The organism is Nitrosopumilus zosterae, from assembly GCF_025998175.1.
Classification (GTDB): domain Archaea; phylum Thermoproteota; class Nitrososphaeria; order Nitrososphaerales; family Nitrosopumilaceae; genus Nitrosopumilus; species Nitrosopumilus zosterae.
Window position 1 is genome coordinate 781,892 of sequence record NZ_AP026695.1, and the last position, 19,428, is coordinate 801,319.

Genomic DNA, 19,428 nt, shown 5'->3' on the forward strand with positions numbered 1-19,428 from the left:
GCAAATCAAAATTCTCTTTGTTTACGTTGTGGAAAGAAATCTATGTTATCAGATGATGTTACAGGAGAAAGATTTTGTGGCAAATGTGGATTTGTAATTTCAGAGACACTTCAAGATTCTGGACCTGAATGGAGGTCATTTTCAAAAGATGGCGGAACAGATCCAACAAGAACAGGGGCTCCGTCTTCACTGATGATTCATGATATGGGATTGTCCACAGTTATTAATCCGATAAACAAGGATGCATCTGGGAAACCTCTTTCTACATCCATGAAGAGCACCATTGAAAGGCTGAGAACTTGGGATAGTAGAAGTCAAGTTCACGAGCCTATTGATAGAAATTTGAGACAAGCTCTTAGTGATTTAAATAAATTAAAAGACAAGGTTGCCATTCCTGCAAATGTTCTTGAAAAAGCATCATATATTTACAGAAAGGCTTTGGAGAAGAAACTTGTCCGCGGAAGATCTATTGCCGCAATGATTGCAGCGGCACTTTATGCAGCTTGTAGAGACACTGAAACCCCTAGAACTCTGAAAGATATAGCAGATGCTGCAAATGTCAAACGTAAAGATATTGCGCGCTGCTATCGATTACTACATCATGAGTTAGAGCTAAAAATGCCCGTGGTGGATTCAATCCAGTGCATCGCAAGAATTTCAAGCAAACTGGATATTTCTGAGAAAACTAAACGTTATGCAGTTAAAGTGCTAAAGGATGCACAAGAACGCAAAGAATCTGCAGGGAAAGACCCTATGGGATTGGCTGCAACTGCATTATACCTATCCTGTGTACATAATGGGGTGTCTATCACTCAACGGGATCTTGCAGAAGCTGCTGGCGTCACAGAGGTTACAATAAGAAATCGATACAAGGGTCTAAAAGCAGACCAAACAACAAAATCTGAAATTTAATTATCTTATATTCCTATTTTCATAAATTTTGTCTTGCAGTGCACATAACTGTCTACTCACTGATTATATTCAAAAATCACCTATAGTATATATGCAAATCATAAATCAATTAAAAATCGAGGAACCAGAAAGAAAAGAAGTTTTTCTTGAAATACTTTCTGACAAATATTGTAGATTGATTCTGGATTCAATAATGAATATTTCAAAATCTGCTATTGAGATATCTCGTGAAAAAAAGATTCCGCTTAGTACTGTTTATAGAAGAATCCAACAACTTCATGATTCACATATGATTCGTACTTCTGGAATTATCACTGATGAAGGCAAACGACTCTTTTTGTATAAGAGTAAAATCAAAGAAGTCAATACACGATTCTCTGATGGAGAGATTGCCATGGATGTCGTTTTTAACAAAAACTAGAGTTTCTAATAATCATGTTCCATGAAATCTTCGCCTAGTTTGATAGTTGCAACAACAGTAGATTCGGTTGTTTGTGATTTCATTCTTGTGTCAGGTAAAAATTCATGAAATATTTCTCCCAATAACTGCTCTGTGAATCTTGACCAGTTACTACCTAGTTCATGTTGAATTACAAAATGATGTGATGCTCCCTCTATTCTGTGATCTGATTTCATTCCAGACGCACGCATATAGTCTTCTAATGTCTCAATACATCGTTTCAAATCATACCCTCCTTTGATAAATAAAACCGTGTCTTTAATTACAGGTTTTATTACATTGATAATTTCATTAATGTCCTTTGAACTCATTTCAGTTCCCAGAATGTCCAGAATTTTTTTCGGTACTGGTATAATGCCTATTTTTTCTGTAAATCTGTCCCATCGAATGTATTTCTCTAAAATTTGTCTTGCCATTACATTGTGTGATATATTGCGGTTCATTGCTTCTGCCTCTATCTCTTCAACTAATTTTACAGGTAAGCGATAAGTCACACTCCGTGTTTTTTCTTTCTTTGTTGGATGCTGCTGTGACTTTATTGTGTTTGAATCCAATTAACAAAAAACAAGTATTAAGATCATATAAGTTGGATCTATTGTGCTCAAAACATTTGTTCTCAGCACTGATAATTTAGAATTATCTTATAATCTAATTTGACTTTTGGATGCTGGGAGATAACACAAAAAAACTATTTGGTGATTTAAGACATGGGAAAATACTGTGAAAACTGTGGAAAATATATGAAAATTTCAGAACTTACTCATTGCTCCGATGAATGCCTACTTTCAGGAATTAAGGACAGTACTTCGCTTTCTGAAAATGGGTTTAATGCTATTTCATGGGATGAAAAATCCGATCCATGGACATAATACCTGAAAATTAAAAATGGAAAATCTACTTAAAGCGTAAATAAATTACCTCAGACGTGGACATCACTCCAATTAATTACGCCCTAACTTTTGAGCCTGATCTTAAAAAATTTACTTTTAATGGTGCTGAATCAATTACTGCAAATTGCACAAAAGCAACAAATTCAATTTCTATGAACTGTGCTGAACTGAAAATTACTTCGTGTACAGTAAAATCTGGAGAAAAAATAATCAAATCTACACCGATCACCAATGAGAAAAAAGAAGAATTACAAATCAAACTAGGGGAAAAAATCAAAGGCAAGGTGATCATTAATCTTGAATTTCAGGGGATTTTAAACGACAGGTTACTTGGGTTTTATCGAAGTCAATACCAACAAAATGGACAAACAAAATATCTTGCTACTACACAATTTGAGGCAGCAGACGCTAGAAGGGCATTTCCATGTTGGGATGAACCTGAAGCAAAAGCAACCTTTGAGATTTCAATAATTGCAGACAATAAATTCACTGCCATATCTAACATGCCAGTAAAATCAAAGAAAAAGATTGGAAATAAAACAATTTATAATTTTGAAAAAACTCCAATTGTTTCAACATATTTGATTTATCTTGGTGTCGGAGAATTTGAGTATCTTGTAGGGAAGATTGGTAAAATCCAGATTAGAGTTGTTACTACAAAGGGAAATAAATCAAAAGGAAAATTCTCCTTGGAACTAGGCAAAAAACTTCTAACATCCTATGAAAAATATTTTGGAATAAAATATCCTTTGCCCAAACTTGATCTTATTGCAGTGCCTGATTTTGCAGCAGGTGCCATGGAAAATTGGGGTGCAATAACATTTAGAGAAACAATCTTGCTTTATGATCCTAAAACATCTTCAACTAGAACAAAACAATACATTGCAGAAGTAATATCTCACGAGATTGCTCACCAATGGTTTGGAAACTTGGTTACTATGAAATGGTGGAATGATTTGTGGCTCAATGAAAGCTTTGCAACGTTTATGGCCACAAAATTTGTTGATAAGTTTTATCCTGAATGGGATTTATGGAATCAATTCGTTGAAGATGCAATGAACGTTGCAATGGGACTTGATTCCCTAAAAACAACACATCCAATCGATGTTAAAGTAAACTCTCCTGCTGAAATTAGAGAGATATTTGATGCTATTTCATATGATAAAGGTGGATGTGTATTGCGAATGCTTGAGCATTATGTTGGAGAACCAAACTTCCAAAAGGGTCTCAAAAAGTATCTGTCTGATTTCAAATACACAAACGCTGAAGGGCAAGACTTGTGGAACGCAATTGGAAAAGCATCTGGCATGCCTGTATCTTCTATGGTAAATACGTGGCTTAAACAGCCAGGATTCCCATTAATTGAAATTAATCAGGATGGAAATACTCTCAAACTCAAGCAAAAAAGATACTTACTTGAGCCTGATAAAAAATTCAGCAAAGGATTGTGGCACATACCATTATCTTTGGGATTGGAAGATGAGATCTCTAAAAAATTATTTACACAAAAATCAATGTCAGTAAAACTACCTCAGAACACTATAGGTTTTGTTGCAAACTATGGAAGAAAAGGATTCTACCGTGTAAAATATGATGAGGGAATTTTACTTGATCTAAAAATGTTAGTTGATGAAAAACGTGTTCCTGGAATTGACAGATGGGCAATTCAAAATGATTTGTTTTCACTTTGTGTTTCTGGAGATGAGCAGGTACGAAATTATTTGGATTTTTCAGATGCATACTTTGATGAGGACAGCTATCTGGCATCAGTAAATGTTGCTCATAATCTAGCTTCCCTATATTTCCGAGCATTTGATGAAGAATTTGCTGAAGAGATTAGAAGTTATGCCGTTAATTATTTTCGAAAGATTTTATTTAATTTGGGATGGGAGCCAAAAAAATCAGACAAGCATACTGACGCATTGCTCCGTTCGTTTGTGATTTCTGCACTGGGGAAAATGAATGATGATGAAGTCACAGAAGAGGCACTCAAGAGATACAAAAAATTCTTAATATCTCCTAACTCCATTTCTCCTGATTTAGTTGAACCTATTTGTTCTATTGCTGCATGGAATGGCAATTCAAAAACACATGTGGAATTAACCAAACTATACAAGAATGCAAAAACTATGGAAGAAAAACTTCGTTTCCTTGGTGCCATGTGTAGTTTCAAAGACAAAAAACTATTGCTAAAATCTCTGGACTTTTCTCAAACTCCGAATGTACGTTCCCAAAACATGCAATTACCAATTATGAAAGTAGCAGCAAACCCATATGGTGACAAAGTCCTGTGGCCATGGTTGAAGAAAAACTGGAAAAAACTAAACAAAAAAGTGGGGTATGGGAATCCACTGTTTAATAGAATTGTGGCCAGCATTTCATCTGTGGCAGATGACTCTATGGAAAAAGAAATCAAAAAATTCTTCAGAGATAATCCTACTCCTGGTACTGAGAGAACTCAAACTCAAACATTAGAAAGAATTAGAATAAACTCAAAACTACTTAGACGAATGAGACAAGAATTCAAAGATGGCTAGGAAATTAGGCCCTCCAATCTTTCTTGGAATCTTTACAATTTTAGCAATAGTTTTTCTTGTTGGTGGAGGTACTGATGACAAAGATGTTCTTCGTCAAACATTTCAGATAGATGCTGTTTACTATGATACTGGTCATGTTGAAATTTCATATCATGACAAGTCTGACAAGACAAATTCTGTTGTAATGGAAATTTTGGGAATGGATGAATCATTCCAAAAAACATTTTCTGATTCTGAATTTATTGAAATTGTACCATTCCCAAATATTCCAAAATATGGATGGAGTGTTCATCCAATAGTATTGGAAATTGATCATGAAGAATTGGGCCATGTTCAATTAAAAACTGAGATTCATTTGATTGATGAAACTGCTCCACCTGTAATTTATTCTAGACCCTAAACAATATACAAGATTTTATTGCACCTCTGAAACGTTATTGTATATTGGATATGCTTGCTGATTTAAAGAAAGGAAAACGCGGAGCAATTGCCAAGGCAATTACTATTGTAGAAAATGATCAAAAGGAAGCAAAAAAACTCATAAAGAAAATTTTCAAAGATACTGGTGATTCCATTATAATTGGTATTACTGGACCTGCAGGTGCCGGAAAAAGTTCTTTGATAAACAAAACAACTGTGGAGATGAAAAAATTAGGTACAAAACCAGCTGTTCTTGCAATAGATCCAACTAGTCATGTTACTGGCGGTGCAATTTTGGGAGATAGAGTTAGAATGAGTGAGTCCACTGATTCAGGAACTTATATCCGAAGCATAGCATCTAGAGGTGCAACTGGTGCTGTTTCTCGTTCTTTACGAAATAGTATTCGAATTTTAGAATATGCTGGATTTAATCCAATTATTATTGAAAGCGTTGGTGCTGGACAAACAGAAGTTGAAATTTCAAACATTGCAGATATTACAGTTGTAGTCTTTAATCCAAATACTGGGGATAGTATACAAACAATCAAAGCTGGATTGACTGAAATTGGAGATATCTACCTTATTAACAAAAGTGATCTTGCAGGAACCAATCAACTATTTGACGCCGTAAGGGATTTTATTGGTGATTCAGTGCGAAATCCTATAATTCTTAAAACATCTGTTAAGAAAAATTCTGGAATTACAGATTTTGCAAAAACTCTCAAAGAAATGATGTCGACTAAAAAGAAATTCAAGAAAGAAAAACAACAAGAACAATTAGAATCTGAGCTGACGGATATTGTTTTAAATAACATTAAAGAAAAGATTGATCATATGCTGGAATCAGATAAATCGTTCTCGAAATATCTTAAACAATTACAATCAAAAAGTATAGATCCGTTTGATGCCGGAGACAAAATTACAAAATCTTTGTTAAAGTGAATACTATGGCAACAAAAAAATCCACAAAATCAAAAAATCCTGAAAAGAAAATCTTCACTGATTCTTCATTTCCAGTAAAACGAATTTATCAAAAATCCTCTAAAAAGAGACCTATAGAAGATGCTGGGAAATATCCTTTCACTAGGGGCATTCATCCTGAAATGTTCCGTGAAAGATTCTGGACAATGAGACAATATTCTGGATTTGGAGATGCTAAACTCACTAATGAGCGATTCAAATTCATGTTGGAAAAGGGTCAAACAGGTCTAAGTATGGCTTTTGATCTGCCTACTCAAATCGGCTATGATTCTGATTCTCCTCAAGCAGAGGGTGAGGTGGGAAAAGTAGGTGTTTCAATTACTTCTATTAAAGATATGATGACTGCCTTTGATGGAATCCCTCTTGGCAAAGTTAGTTCTTCAATGACAATTAATTCAACTGCCTCCACATTACTAGCATATTACATTGCAGTTGGAGAAGCACAGGGATTCAAAAGTCATGAACTTCGTGGTACCACTCAAAATGATATTTTAAAAGAATACATTGCAAGAAACACCTACATCTATCCTCCTCAACCCTCAATGCGATTAATCGGTGATATGATTGGATATTGCGCAGAAAAAGTTCCATCTTGGTATCCTGTATCAATTTCAGGATATCATATGAGAGAAGCAGGATGTACTGCTACACAAGAAGTTGCGTTTACTCTGGCCAATGCAATTGCATATATTCAAACTTGTTTGGATAAAGGCTTGAAAATTGATGATTTTGCGCCTCGTCTTTCATTCTTCTTTTGTTGTACTATTGAATTCTTTGAGGAAGTTGCAAAGTTCAGGGTCGCAAGAAAAGTTTATGCCAAAATTCTCAAAGAAATGTTCCACGCAAAAAACCCACGTTCACTACAATTAAAATTCCATACTCAAACAAGTGGCGAATCATTAACTGCACAACAACCTGATAATAACATAATTCGTGTTGCAATTCAAACCATGGCAGCCGTTGCTGGTGGTACTCAGTCTCTTCACACAAATTCTAGAGATGAAGCACTAGCTCTTCCTACTCAAGAGTCTGCAAAAATTGCACTGAGGACACAACAAATTGTTGCGCATGAAAGTGGGATTACAAAGACTGCAGACCCATTGGCTGGCTCATACTACCTTGAAGAACTATGTGATCAAATTGAGGATGGCGTATGGAAATATCTCAAAAAAATCCAAAAAATGGGCGGTTCTGTTAAAGCAATCGAAAAGGGATTCTTTCAATCTGAAATCAGAGCAAATGCGTATCGGCTGAAAAAAGAAATTGATGATGGTGAGAGAATTATTGTTGGAATGAACAAATATTCTGAAGAAGAAAAACAACCTGATTTGCTTCGTGTTGGAGGTGATGTTGAAATTCAGCAGAAAAAATCACTCAAAAAATTACGTGAATCCCGAGACAAAAACAAATGGGAAAAAGCACTGTCTGCTATGAAGAGTGCTGCAGATACTGAGGAAAACCTCATGCCTTACATCATTACTGCTGCCAAAGCATTTGCTACTACGGGTGAAATCAGCAATACTTTCAGAGAAGTTTTTGGTGAATACCGACCTAAAGAGGTCTTTTAATTCGATTTTTTATGAATTTATTTTCAATACTTAACTTATACTGTATCTGCTTTGATTTACTTGAACATTTTTGACTTAGTTCAAATTCCACAAAAAATCACTGGCAAAATTAATTGTTTTTTCAAATTTTTTAATTTGCTTCTATTCTGTTTTGCATTCACATTTTTGTTGCTTTTCAAATCTGGGGTATTTTAGTTTATGACACACTTCACAGTATGGTTGATTTGACACATATTCTTATTGACGAATCAGTATATAGTGTATTGTATTATTCTCTTCAAATCCTTCTTTTATTATGATTCCAATCATTTTTCTAAGGTACTTATATTGCCCTTTATATCAAGTATGTTTCCACATGTGTTGCATTCCCATTCTTCATTACAACTCATTTGATTTTTTGTACTAGGTGTATTGCAAACTTTACAACGCAATGACATTGTTTTTACTCGATACTTTTTGATTCTTTTTATCTTTGTGGGTTTTTTCGTGAAGAAGTACTTTGTCAAAAGTATCTGAATTTCCCTCCCACTTGAAATTACAATATCTGCAATTGTATTTCATTTTGTTGAATCCTGTTTCTTTTCAGATTCTTTGAATGCATTTACATCCTCTGTAACTTTGGCTTTAGAAGAACCAAATTTCAGTTTTTCAATTATTTTTTTAAACATACTTTGTCTGGATTCTCTCTGGTATATACCGGCGTATTTGAGCAATTTTCATCTCTTCTCATCCTTGCCTCTTTTAATCTCCAAGTAATCATGCATTGTCTTTTAAGTGTCTATAATGATAATGACATCTCTTATTGCAAAACCAATCTAGTCCGCCTAAATATTCTACATGATCAGACTTGCCACAAAATTTGCATTTTATGAAATGCTTTCTGTTATTTTTGGTCATTTTCTATGGATTTTTTTAATTCCTCATAAGATTCCAAATACTGTTTTTTCTTTAGATTGTCTGGTGTCGTTTTATTGTTTTTGTTGATTTGTGTTTTATTCTTATTTTTGGATTTAGTCATACTGTTTATTGCTCCTGCTGTATTTGTTCTCTTCTTATTTATTCTGGCTCATAATGAATCAAAATAAGCTAATTCCATAAATGGGCGTGTTGATACTTGTGGATTTCTCTAGAAGAATAAGCCCTTGTCATACTAGCAAAAATAAACATATTTCATGTATAGTTGCAATGATGTCTTGAATTAATTTGGCAAGCCCTCTCTAGAACTTTTAAAATTTGATTATTTGTTATAATTTAAAATAAAATAAATCCATTAATACTGTAAGTTAACAAAATCATTTAGATGAAAATTGATCATATTGCAATTGCAGTAAACGATGTTGAGGAATCTGCCAAAGTGTATCAGCAGGCACTAGGTGTTGATAATGTAGAATTTGAAACAGTGGAAACTGAAGGTGTAAAGGTTGCAATTATTCATTTGGAAAATGGTCGTGTTGAATTAATGCAACCTACAAATGATTCAAGCCCAATCAAAAAATTTCTTGATAAAAAAGGTCCTGGATTACATCATATGGCATTGGAAACTGATAACATTGAAGGTGAGGTAGAACGAATGGAGGGATGTGGAATACAATTCTTGGGGCAAATAAGACCTGGCTCTGCAGGAACCAAAGTCACTTTCATTCATCCAAAATCTCTGCATGGGGTTCTTGCAGAATTATGTTCTCATCCTAAGCAATAATCATTCCATCATTTTCAAAGTATCCGAAGCTGAAATTATTCCAACAATTTTTGATTTCTTTGAAACCAGAATGCATTTTGAGTATCTGATTAACGGAATTAGAACATTTGCTGGTGTATCAAAATCTACTATTGGTGGAACGGGGTCCATGGTATCTGCAAGTTTTGCTTTTTTTAGTTCTGATTCCCCCACATCTGCTAGATGCTTTACAATACCATCTTCTGATACCACTCCCACTACTTCAGAATTGTTGAAAACTGGAATTTGACTGATAGATAATTGATGCATCTTTTTGATTGCATCATGTAATGTATTGGATGGTTTTAGTTTTACAATATCTTTACTACAAAAATCTCCTGCTGTATGTGATGATGATTCTCCTTCTAATTTTGCAAGACTGTCAAAAATTTTCTTTGCAGTATCGTAGCTTGGCTGGCTTCTGCCTGATTCGATTTGATTAATCATTGAGGTGCTGACCCCTGTCATTGTTGCAAGTTTCTTTTGGGTGATGCCTATTTTTTGTCTTATTTGTTTGATTGAATCAATACGTGGTAACAATCCAATTTGGATTATCATGTTCAGTTTTAAAATCTATAGTTTCAGGCATTTTTTTACTAGTACGCAGTTTTAGATTTCTTTAATTAGTGATTTTATCTTGGATATTGACTCTGTATTTAATTTAATTTCTTTGTGACTTTCTATCACATGTTGAGTCACTTTTTCCATTAGTTCTTTTTCTGTTGGTGCAGTTGCAGCCCATCCACAATCTTTTCCAGCATCAGAACAGCTAATGCTCTTTATCATGATGGACTGTTTGATTAAGAATTATTTATTTTTTCTTTGATTTTGTCTTTTTTGGCTGCTCAATTGCAGCTTGTGCAGCTGCTACAATTGCAATGGGAATTCTATGTGGAGAAGCACTTACATAACTTAATCCTGCACCGTGACAGAATTTGATGGAATTTGGGTCTCCTCCGTGCTCTCCACAAATTCCAATTTCCATGTTTGGTCTTATTCCACGTCCACCTGCAATGCCTATTTTGATTAGACTTCCAACACCATTGACATCAATTGATTGGAATGGATTTCTTTCTAAAATCTCCTTTTCAATATACTCTGGGAGGAATTTTCCTTCAACATCTTCCCTACTAAAACTGAATGTCCCTTGAGTTAAATCATTGGTACCAAAACTAAAGAATTCTGCAGTACTTGCAAGTTCATTGGCAGTAAGTGCTGCTCTTACCACTTCTATCATTGTTCCAAAATTAATTTTTAATTTCATTTTGTGTTTTGTCTCCATCTCTTTTTTGATGGAATCATAAATTTTCTTTATGTGATTTAATTCTGCAATACTGCTTATTTGTGGAATCATAATTTGAGGATGGGCTTTGACTTTTTTCTTTGTTAACTCAACTAATGCTTCAAATACTGCACGAATCTGCATTTCATAAATTTCTGGATATGTGATTCCAACTCTGACTCCTCTGTGACCCATCATTGGATTGACTTCTGCTAACTCTCTTGCTCTCTTTAGAACTGTTTTTGCTTTGTTGAGTTCTTCAGTTGCGTTTTGTAATTCCAACTTGCGAATTTTTTCCGCAAGTTCTTCAGGATTTGGTAAGAATTCATGTAGCGGAGGATCTAGTAATCTGATTGTAACTTCATATCCTTCCATTGCTTGAAGAATTTCAATAAAATCGCTCTTTTGCAATTGACCTAATTTTGTTAGAATTTTGTTTCTCTCTTCAATGTTTTCAGCCATTATCATCTCTACAAACAGATTGATTCTATCACTTCCATTGAACATTCTTTCTGTTCTGCATAGTCCGATACCCTGACCTCCAAATTCTCTTGCAAGTTTTGCCCCTTCAGGAGTGTCTGCATTTGCTCTGATTCCAATTTTTTTTGCTTTTTGAGCCCATTCTAGGACTTGTTTAAACTCTGACGTGACTTTGGGTTCGATTGTGGGGATGTCTCCAATGTATACACTTCCTGTACTCCCATCAATTGTAATTACCTCTCCTTCTCGAACTACTTTTCCGTCTACACTACATTGTTTGTTCTCAAGATCAATTTTCAAATCAGAACACCCTACGATACATGGTTTGCCCATGCCTCTGGCAACTACTGCAGCATGAGATGTTTTGCCACCCCTGCTAGTTAGAATTCCTACTGATTCAAAGAATGCAGGTACGTCTTCAGGTTTTGTTTCTTCCCTGATTAGAATAACTTTGGCCCCATTTTCTCCCATTGCAGTTGCTCTTTTAACATCAAGTACTGCAATTCCGCTGGCAGCTCCTGGTGATGCTGCAATCCCTTTTGCCAATTGGGTATGATTTTTAATTTCCTTTGGATCAATTCTTTTGTGTAGTAATTGTTCTAGCTGTTCAGCTTGAAGTCTGGTAATTGCTCTGTTTTTGTCAATTAATTTCTCTTTTACCATGTCTACTGAGGTCTTGATCATTCCTGATGCATTCATTTTTGCGTTTCTTGTTTGCAGCAAATAGAATTTTCCCTGCTCAATTGTAAACTCTATATCTTGAGGTTCTTTGTAATGTTTTTCTAACCTTTCACATGTTTTTGTTAATTGTTTGTATGATTCTGGAAGATCTTTTTTCATTTCATTAACTTGCTTTCCTGTTCTTACTCCAGCTACTACATCTTCCCCTTGTGCATTAATCAGATATTCTCCATAAATTTGACGTGAACCATCTCCTGGGTTTCTCGTAAATACAACACCCGTAGCACAGTCATTTCCCATGTTTCCAAATGCCATTGATACGATGTTTACTGCAGTTCCATCTGCAATGTCTTTTGTAATGTTGTTTTTCTCTCTGTACACAATTGCCCTTTCTCCCATCCAGCTTCCAAATACTGCTTTGATTGCAAGCTCTACTTGTTCAGTTGGGTCTGTTGGAAATTTCCTTCCTGTGTGTTTATCGCAAATTTGTTTATATTGCTCTACTACTTCTCTTAGTGATTCTTCATTCAAATCGCTATCCACTTGAACATTCTGTTTTTTCTTTGCTGCATTTAAGACATCATCAAATTTCTTATCGTCTACTCCAAACACTACTTTGCCAAATAATTGGATGAATCTCCTGTATGAATCCCATGCAAATCTTGGATTTTGACTTTTTTCTTCTAGTCCCAAAACTGTCTGATCATTTAATCCCAAATTCAGTATTGTATCCATCATTCCAGGCATGGAAATTGCTGCTCCTGATCTGACAGAAACTAGTAATGGGTTTGTTTTAGAATTCCATTTTTTGCCTGTTCTTTTTTCAATTTTTGCAATATTCTTTTTAACGTCTACCATGAGTGTTTTTGGTAATTTTTTATTATTTTCATAGTATTTTCTACAAACTTCAGTAGTAATTGTAAACCCTGGAGGAACTGGTAGTTTTAATTTGGTCATTTCACATAGGCCTGCTCCTTTGCCACCTAGTAGTTTCTTATTTTTGCCGTCTCCTTCATCATAAAAATAAACTTGTTTCATTTTTTACGATTAACCAATCCAAAAAAGGGGGTATTAAACCATTGACTTGGCAAATTCAGACATTATGCTGTCCCAATTTTTTGATTTCACTATTCCGCTTGCAACAAGAATTCCTTTGGAACCTAACTCAATTGCTTTTGAGACATCTTCTCCAGAAACTATTCCTGCCCCACAAAGCAGTTCGGTATTGTTTTTTGCATTTTTTACAGCTTCAGCAGCCTTTGAGATTAAACCTGGTTTTTCTTTTGATACTGCCTTTCCTGATCCGATTAACTCTGGTGGTTCTATTGCAATATAGTCTGGATTCAATTTAACATATTTTTTTACTTCTGCAATATCTTTTACACAAAGCACTGATGTCATTTTCAATTCTTTTAATTTTGAAATTAATTTTTCAATCTCTTTACTGGAGATTCTATGTTCGCTGTGATTAATCAGTGAACCTTTTACTTTGGACATTTTTAGCAACTCTGGAATAACAAATCCTGTTGTGCTTCCGATTTTTGAGTCGTCTATGTGCTGGGCAAAAATTGGAATTGTACTCTTTGCAACCAATCCGATTAAATGTTGTGGTGGTGCGATTGCAATTTTAATTTTGTATTTTTTAGAAATTTTTTCAGCGGTTTTTACAAATTTTATTATCTTATCTCCTGAAATCTCTTCATAGTTTTTACAATTAATAACAAACATCTTTCTGTGAATTTTTTTGTATTCTATTTAATCCTTGATTAGATTTGATTTGTTTTTGATAGTCTGTCGTAGTTTCTCTTCATTGCCAAAACTATCATCATTAGAACAATTGCTGTGATATTTGTGCCTATGATAAATACGTCTGACACAATAACTCCGTAAATTAACCACAAAATTGCTCCTGCGGAAATGAATATCATTAAAAATTTCGAGATGTCTTTTAGGCTTTTTGTCTTGTATCCTTTGTAAATCTGTTCTATCCATCCGGTAAGAATCAAAATTCCTGCGGATATTCCTAGGATGGTGAGAAGCATTCCGTCAATTTCCATTTTTTAACTCCAAAAAAATTCATCTAATCCTGTTTGTTTTGGTTTTCCCAAAATTGTATCAAAATCCAAGTTCATAGATGATGTTATCTGTTCTAACGTTGCTTCCATGAATTCCATGTATTTTTTTGAATCAATCTCTTCTTTTTTTGCCATCTCAACTGGTTTTACACCTGGCTTGTTTAGGATTTTAATATATGAAATTCTGTCGCCTTTTCTTATCTCTCTGATTGTCTCTAGTTGTTTGGCTGCTCTAATGTGTTGAGGAATAGTTTTTGTGTATTCTGATGGCGCTTTGCTAAGCATTACATTAAACGTCAAATCTTCTAGCGGGATTTCCTTTGCTTCTACTTTTTTTCCACATGTTGATATTTTTTCTGAAATCTGTTGTTTTGCTTTTACAAAATCTTCTACTGATTGAACTTTGGATAAAACATCTAATAATTCATAAAATAACTTTCTGATGAATGGCGGTGTGTGTGACTTTTTTCCTGTTAGTCCTTTGACATCTACATTTCCATCCTTTGTAACTCCTAGATAATTTTTCTTTCTATTGCTTAATACACAATATCGATATGTTTTGTCTATCTCTAGATCTACCCCATGATCTTTTTTTGCTTGCTCTATTACTGTTTGAATCTGCTCTTTAGTTGGTTTTTTGATAAACAGCGAATCTGTATCTCCGTAGAGTACTTCTATTCCTACGCCTTCACATTTTTTAATTGTCTCTAAAATGGTGTGTCTTCCTATTGCTGTTGTAGCTTCTGCTACTGGCAGAAAATATAGTGGAAAAATCTCTGCCCCCATTACCCCATAACTGGCGTTTAAAATTACCTTGAGTGCTTGACTGACTACTGTATATTGCTGTCTTTGCTCATCAGTTAAGGTCTCTTTTTTTGATAGGCTTTTGTAATAGTTTACTCTCAAATCCCTTAATGACCCGATGATCATTGATGTCAGCCCGTTTCTCTTAGAACACGTCCAATGATTTGTTTGCTCTATGATGTTTTTCTTACATTCTTCATGTGAGCATCTCACTGTCTCATATGACAGATTTCTTACTTTGATAATACTTGGATATAGACTGGCAAAATCCATCACCACCACATCAAAATGAATTCCTTCTTTTGGTTCTACTACTAGGCCTCCTCTGTATTTCTTATCTTTTATTACTGCATCAGATAGCACTCCTTCTGATCTTCTTTGCAACTCCTCTCTTTTTGGAATCAGACAATTTCTTCGTCTATGCTCATAGTATAACAAACTTCTAATCCATTGAGATACTCCCATTCTTGCAATGTCGTCGATTGGCATTCTACCAATTCTTGCAATGATTACAAGTAGATTCATCAGTAAATCGTTGTTGAAGCTTGTAAGTTCAAATGTTAACAGTGCATCATTGTAGCAATAATTTGCAGTCTGGTATAGTGATAATTGATCCAACTCTAATCCATAATCTATTTTCTCTTTTCCAAGTAGTGCCTTTGACACACTATTTAGTGAAAAATTAGTGTATTTTTGGCTAAATGCATAAATTTGAAATGAACGATTTGAGAGAGTCCTATACAAATCGAGATGAACTCCTTCTCTTAGTGTTGCAGAATCTCGCATCATGTAAAAAGGATTTTCAGAATTTTTTATGCCCAGTCTTTCTGCCCTGTTGTATAGATACGGTAAGTCAAATTCATCTCCATTATACGTTACTACAAATGGAAATTCTCTGATAATTTGAAAAGCATCCTGTATCATTTCTTTTTCTTTATCTGAATCATAAAATGTGATCTTGACGTTTTGGTCTAATTCGTTTTTTCCTTCCTCTGTGTCTTCTGTGCGGAGAACAAAAATCTGATCAAATCCATCTGAACCCTTCATTCCAATTGCAGTTACTTTTTTCTCTGCGATTTTTGGATCTGGGATTCTTCCAATCTCAGCTTCTACCTCTATGTCTAAACTGAGTCTTTTTATTTTTGGGATTGGTTGATTTAGTAAATCTGCCCATTCTGTAATGTATTTTTTGAATTCTTCTGAATCGGCCATACTTTCACTGTCTACTTTATCCCAAAGCAAACTTTTTAGAGCAATTTTTACTTCATCAGAAATTTCTAAATCATGTGGTTTTAGTTTTTTATCTACTACTTCATAATATTTGCCAACAATTAACTTTCTGTCATATAGGTAATTTTCATAATATTTGATGTCTGACTCCCATGTCTCAATAATGTTTCTGATACTTTTGTCTCCTGTAGTTCCACCAATTGCTAATGGATCTGCAACTGTAATTTTTGACATATTGATTTCTTTATCTGTTATTAGATCATGTCGCTGAACAGTCTTGATTTCAATAACGTCTTCTCTTTCTTGAAGAAAGTCTAACTCATCTGGAGCTAATCGTGAATAGCAGTATGGTTTATGCCCTGTCTCGTCCTTCCATAAAATTAATTTTTGCGACTCTGGATTGTAGAATTTTAAAATTGCTGATTTTGAATTATTGTCATATGTTGCAGATACTAACATAGATGGAGACATTGATTCAACCTCATCGGTCTTTGTAACATTTACTTGCATTTTCTTACACAGATTTCTCGTATTTGTTTACTAGTTGGCTTGCCCATTTTACAATTTTATTTTTTTCTAGTTGAATAACTTCCACTCCTGCTTCTTTTAGTAAATCATAATCTGTTTCAGGATAGGAGTCAAGACAAACAAATTTTCTAATTCCAATAGTAATTGCCATTTTTGTGCATTCTAAACATGGAACAAACGTTGTGTATAGAACTGCCCCTTCAATGCCTGCCTCTATTCCTAAAATTGCACAATGCATTATCGCATTTGCTTCTGCATGATTGCAAAGACATCTGTCGAGTGATGCGCCCGATTCAATTTTTCCCTCCATTCTCAGTGTGCATCTTTTACATCCTCCTTCAAAACAATTTTTGATTCCAGGAGGCGTACCGTTATATCCTGTTGCTATTTGTCTGTGGTTTCTTACAATAACCGCACCAACTTGTCGTGTCATACAATTTGAACGAAGTTTTGCCAATTCTGCTTGAAGCATAAAGTATTCATCCCATCCGGGTCTGTCAAAAGTATTATTCACACAAATTATGTTTAACTGCTCAATATATGGATCACGTTAACTGATGATTGATTTGCGATCAATTCTGAAATGATTCAATTCCAGCATCACAAACTTCTTTAGTCTTGTTTGGTATGTCGATTCAATGGCAAGCTATTCGTCTCAAGTAAATGTCATTCACAAAAAATTTCAAAATGCAGTCAAAAGAGCAAAGACAAAACAGGCTCTCAACAAAGCATACAGCGCACACAAAAAAGATCATGAACGCTTATTGAAAAAACATCTTCGTGAAGAGACGTTAATGATTATCAAAGCCAAGAAAAAACTGGAATGATCCAGTTTTTCCAATCTTCTTTTTTCCATATCGTCCAAAAACCCGACTTTTTTTCTTAGAAAATTATGGTGTTTTATGCCTCAAAAATGGCTGAAATTACGTATGAATTGTGCCTGTGGCTTGCTCTCAAATAAACAAGAAAGTATGCAATAGCTAATACTTTACTACACGAAAGCATAAAATCAATAAATTCTGATTCTTATTTTAGATTGAATCAATATCTTGAGAAAAAGTATGTGCAAAAAAATTCTATTGAAAAACGTGATTACCAAGTAAATCTTGCAAATCAAGCAATAGAGGAAAACTGTATTGTGGTTTTACCTACTGGCCTAGGAAAAACTGCGATTGCATTACAAGTTATTGCAGAATATTTGTCAAGAGGTTCTGGTGGAATCTTGTTTCTTGCACCAACACGAGTTTTGGTAAACCAGCATTTTGAATTCCTAAAAGATAATCTTACTCTGGATGATATTTCGTTAATTACTGGTGAAGATCCAATATCAAAAAGAACCAAACTCTGGAATAATAGCGTGATTTGCGCCACTCCTGAAATTGCACGCAATGATTTAGTTCGTGGAATCATCACTCCTGATCAATTCAGTCTGGTGATTTTTGATGAAGTACATAGAACTGCTGGTGATTATGCGTATTCTGGAATAGCCGAAAGTTTTGAAAATTCTACTGCAAGAATTCTTGGAATGACTGCAACTCTTCCTAGTGAGAAAGAAAAAGCAACAGAGATTCTAACTAAGCTTCGAATTTCTAGCGTAGCTGAACGAAGAGAGGATAGTCCTGATGTAAAACCATACACACAAGAAACTCATACAGAATGGATTAACGTAGAACTTCCGCCTGAATTAAAATCGATTCAGAAATTACTGAAATTGGCATTGGATGAAAGATATGAAACTTTGAGAAAAAATGGAATTCGGATGGCAGAACAGCAATCTCTTTCTGTGCTTCTTAGAATTAGACAATTTGTATTAAATCAGAACAGACGTTCTGCAAAACCCCTCTTTACAGGAATTAGAATTCATTATGCATTGAACATATTGGAGGCTCATGGGATCACTCCTTTCCTGAAATTTTGTGAGCGTGTACAGGCAAAAAAAGGTGTGGGAATCAAGGAACTCTTTGAGGTTGATCCTAATTTTACAAGGGCAATCCATCTTGCAAAAGAAGCGCAATCACGAGGAATTGAACATTCAAAAATTCCAAAACTCAAAGAAATTCTTGAATCTGTTCCAGGAAAGGCTCTAATTTTTACCAGTTATCGTGATTCCGTTGATTTGATTTTCAATAAATTGACTGAGATGGGAATCTCTGCAGGAATATTAATTGGAAAAGCAGGTGATGCTGGGTTGAAACAAAAAAAGCAGATTGAGACTGTACAAAAATTCCGAGATGGTATTTTTCAAGTATTGGTTGCAACTCGTGTTGGTGAGGAGGGATTGGATATTGCAGAAGTAAATCAAGTGATTTTTTATGACAATGTTCCAAGCTCTATTAGATTCATTCAAAGAAGGGGTAGAACCGGAAGAAAAGACATTGGAAAACTAGTGGTGTTAATTGCAAAAAACACTATTGATGAAACATACTATTGGATAGGAAAAAGAAAAATGACTGCAGCAAAATCTATGGGGGATAAAATGACCAAATTGTTAGAAAAAAATCATGAAATTGAATCCCAGAAAACAGGACTTGATGCATTTCTTTAGATTCTATATTGTTTAGAAATTTTTTCAAAAATCTTTTGCTTTCTTTGGATGATTCTATTCTTCATTCCTGATTCTAAATGATGTGTACTGCTATTTTTTGCGATAAGCAGATTTTCCAACCTTATTTCAAATTGGTTTTCTAGAAATTTTCTTGTATCTTGAAATTCACCTCCAGTCTCGAAATTCTCTAATGTTTGTTTTGTCAGATTCATAATTGATTTTTCTAAATATGTGATAATTTCTTCTATGTCTTTCTCAGATATGGTTACCATGAACATCTTTTCTATTTTGGTTCAAAAAATGTTGTGTATTTTATTT

Annotated in this window: 20 protein-coding genes; 10 read left to right on the top strand and 10 right to left on the bottom strand. The window is 34.5% G+C overall.

What is annotated here, in order from left to right; translation table 11 throughout:
- Positions 1-42 precede the first annotated feature (42 nt).
- Together OO712_RS04635 and OO712_RS04640 are read left to right on the top strand one after the other, a co-directional pair.
- Positions 43-912: a transcription initiation factor IIB gene (locus OO712_RS04635; RefSeq protein WP_425342918.1), complete on the top strand. Its 870-nt coding sequence runs from the start codon at positions 43-45 to the stop codon at positions 910-912.
- 91 nt (positions 913-1,003) lie between these two features.
- Entirely contained in the window at positions 1,004-1,333 is a 330-nt protein-coding gene (locus tag OO712_RS04640) for a transcriptional regulator (RefSeq protein WP_109877179.1), read from the top strand.
- A gap of 5 nt (positions 1,334-1,338) precedes the next feature.
- Here OO712_RS04640 and OO712_RS04645 read toward each other — a convergent pair whose 3' ends face one another.
- Positions 1,339-1,911 carry a hypothetical protein gene (locus tag OO712_RS04645; protein ID WP_200829095.1) on the bottom strand — a complete coding sequence of 191 codons (573 nt, stop codon included), beginning with the start codon at positions 1,909-1,911 and terminating at the stop codon, positions 1,339-1,341.
- Positions 1,912-2,079: 168 nt separating this feature from the next.
- On the opposite strand from OO712_RS04645, the gene OO712_RS04650 reads away from it, so the two are divergent.
- Genes OO712_RS04650 through OO712_RS04670 form a run of 5 tightly spaced genes read left to right on the top strand, consistent with a single transcriptional unit; the run spans position 2,080 to position 7,768 of the window.
- Positions 2,080-2,241 carry a hypothetical protein gene (locus OO712_RS04650; RefSeq protein ID WP_160049222.1) on the top strand — a complete coding sequence of 54 codons (162 nt, stop codon included), beginning with the start codon at positions 2,080-2,082 and terminating at the stop codon, positions 2,239-2,241.
- Between the two features lie 56 nt (positions 2,242-2,297).
- Positions 2,298-4,799, top strand: coding sequence for a M1 family metallopeptidase (locus OO712_RS04655; protein ID WP_109877177.1), 2,502 nt, complete (start codon positions 2,298-2,300; stop codon positions 4,797-4,799).
- On the top strand, positions 4,792-5,199 hold the full coding sequence (locus OO712_RS04660; protein WP_109877176.1) for a hypothetical protein: 408 nt from the start codon (positions 4,792-4,794) through the stop codon (positions 5,197-5,199). Before OO712_RS04655 ends, OO712_RS04660 begins: the two co-directional genes overlap by 8 nt.
- A gap of 41 nt (positions 5,200-5,240) precedes the next feature.
- Positions 5,241-6,161, top strand: coding sequence for a methylmalonyl Co-A mutase-associated GTPase MeaB (gene meaB, locus OO712_RS04665; RefSeq protein WP_225866910.1), 921 nt, complete (start codon positions 5,241-5,243; stop codon positions 6,159-6,161).
- 5 nt (positions 6,162-6,166) lie between these two features.
- Positions 6,167-7,768 (top strand): acyl-CoA mutase large subunit family protein, encoded by a 1,602-nt coding sequence (locus OO712_RS04670; protein ID WP_109877174.1) that lies wholly within the window; start codon positions 6,167-6,169, stop codon positions 7,766-7,768.
- An 883-nt stretch (positions 7,769-8,651) separates the two neighbouring features.
- Here the strand turns inward: OO712_RS04670 and OO712_RS04675 are convergent.
- A complete protein-coding gene (locus OO712_RS04675; RefSeq protein WP_263970075.1) occupies positions 8,652-8,786 on the bottom strand; it encodes a hypothetical protein in 135 nt (44 codons plus the stop codon).
- A 282-nt stretch (positions 8,787-9,068) separates the two neighbouring features.
- On the opposite strand from OO712_RS04675, the gene mce reads away from it, so the two are divergent.
- On the top strand, positions 9,069-9,467 hold the full coding sequence (gene mce, locus OO712_RS04680) for a methylmalonyl-CoA epimerase (RefSeq protein WP_109877173.1): 399 nt from the start codon (positions 9,069-9,071) through the stop codon (positions 9,465-9,467).
- Here mce and OO712_RS04685 read toward each other — a convergent pair whose 3' ends face one another.
- The 7 genes from OO712_RS04685 to OO712_RS04715 are packed head-to-tail and all read right to left on the bottom strand — an operon-like array spanning position 9,468 to position 17,037.
- A complete protein-coding gene (locus OO712_RS04685) occupies positions 9,468-10,043 on the bottom strand; it encodes a CBS domain-containing protein (protein ID WP_225866896.1) in 576 nt (191 codons plus the stop codon).
- A 51-nt stretch (positions 10,044-10,094) separates the two neighbouring features.
- A complete protein-coding gene (locus tag OO712_RS04690) occupies positions 10,095-10,271 on the bottom strand; it encodes a DUF1059 domain-containing protein (RefSeq protein WP_109877172.1) in 177 nt (58 codons plus the stop codon).
- Positions 10,272-10,296: 25 nt separating this feature from the next.
- Positions 10,297-12,966: a pyruvate, phosphate dikinase gene (gene ppdK / locus OO712_RS04695; RefSeq protein WP_109877171.1), complete on the bottom strand. Its 2,670-nt coding sequence runs from the start codon at positions 12,964-12,966 to the stop codon at positions 10,297-10,299.
- A 33-nt stretch (positions 12,967-12,999) separates the two neighbouring features.
- Entirely contained in the window at positions 13,000-13,656 is a 657-nt protein-coding gene (tpiA, locus tag OO712_RS04700; RefSeq protein ID WP_109877170.1) for a triose-phosphate isomerase, read from the bottom strand.
- A gap of 38 nt (positions 13,657-13,694) precedes the next feature.
- Positions 13,695-13,985, bottom strand: coding sequence for a SemiSWEET family sugar transporter (locus tag OO712_RS04705; protein WP_109877169.1), 291 nt, complete (start codon positions 13,983-13,985; stop codon positions 13,695-13,697).
- A 3-nt stretch (positions 13,986-13,988) separates the two neighbouring features.
- A complete protein-coding gene (locus OO712_RS04710; protein WP_109877168.1) occupies positions 13,989-16,547 on the bottom strand; it encodes a DNA-directed DNA polymerase I in 2,559 nt (852 codons plus the stop codon).
- Positions 16,548-16,551: 4 nt separating this feature from the next.
- Positions 16,552-17,037, bottom strand: a complete 486-nt coding sequence (locus OO712_RS04715) for a deoxycytidylate deaminase (protein ID WP_306307578.1) — start codon at positions 17,035-17,037, stop codon at positions 16,552-16,554.
- Positions 17,038-17,203: 166 nt separating this feature from the next.
- Here OO712_RS04715 and OO712_RS04720 point away from each other — a divergent pair, with 166 nt between their 5' ends.
- Entirely contained in the window at positions 17,204-17,392 is a 189-nt protein-coding gene (locus tag OO712_RS04720; protein WP_109877166.1) for a hypothetical protein, read from the top strand.
- A gap of 236 nt (positions 17,393-17,628) precedes the next feature.
- Entirely contained in the window at positions 17,629-19,110 is a 1,482-nt protein-coding gene (locus OO712_RS04725) for a DEAD/DEAH box helicase (RefSeq protein WP_370684789.1), read from the top strand.
- On the opposite strand, the gene OO712_RS04730 is transcribed toward OO712_RS04725, so the two are convergent.
- Positions 19,107-19,382 carry a hypothetical protein gene (locus tag OO712_RS04730; RefSeq protein ID WP_109877164.1) on the bottom strand — a complete coding sequence of 92 codons (276 nt, stop codon included), beginning with the start codon at positions 19,380-19,382 and terminating at the stop codon, positions 19,107-19,109. The two genes, OO712_RS04725 and OO712_RS04730, sit on opposite strands and share 4 nt — an antisense overlap.
- Positions 19,383-19,428: the final 46 nt, after the last annotated feature.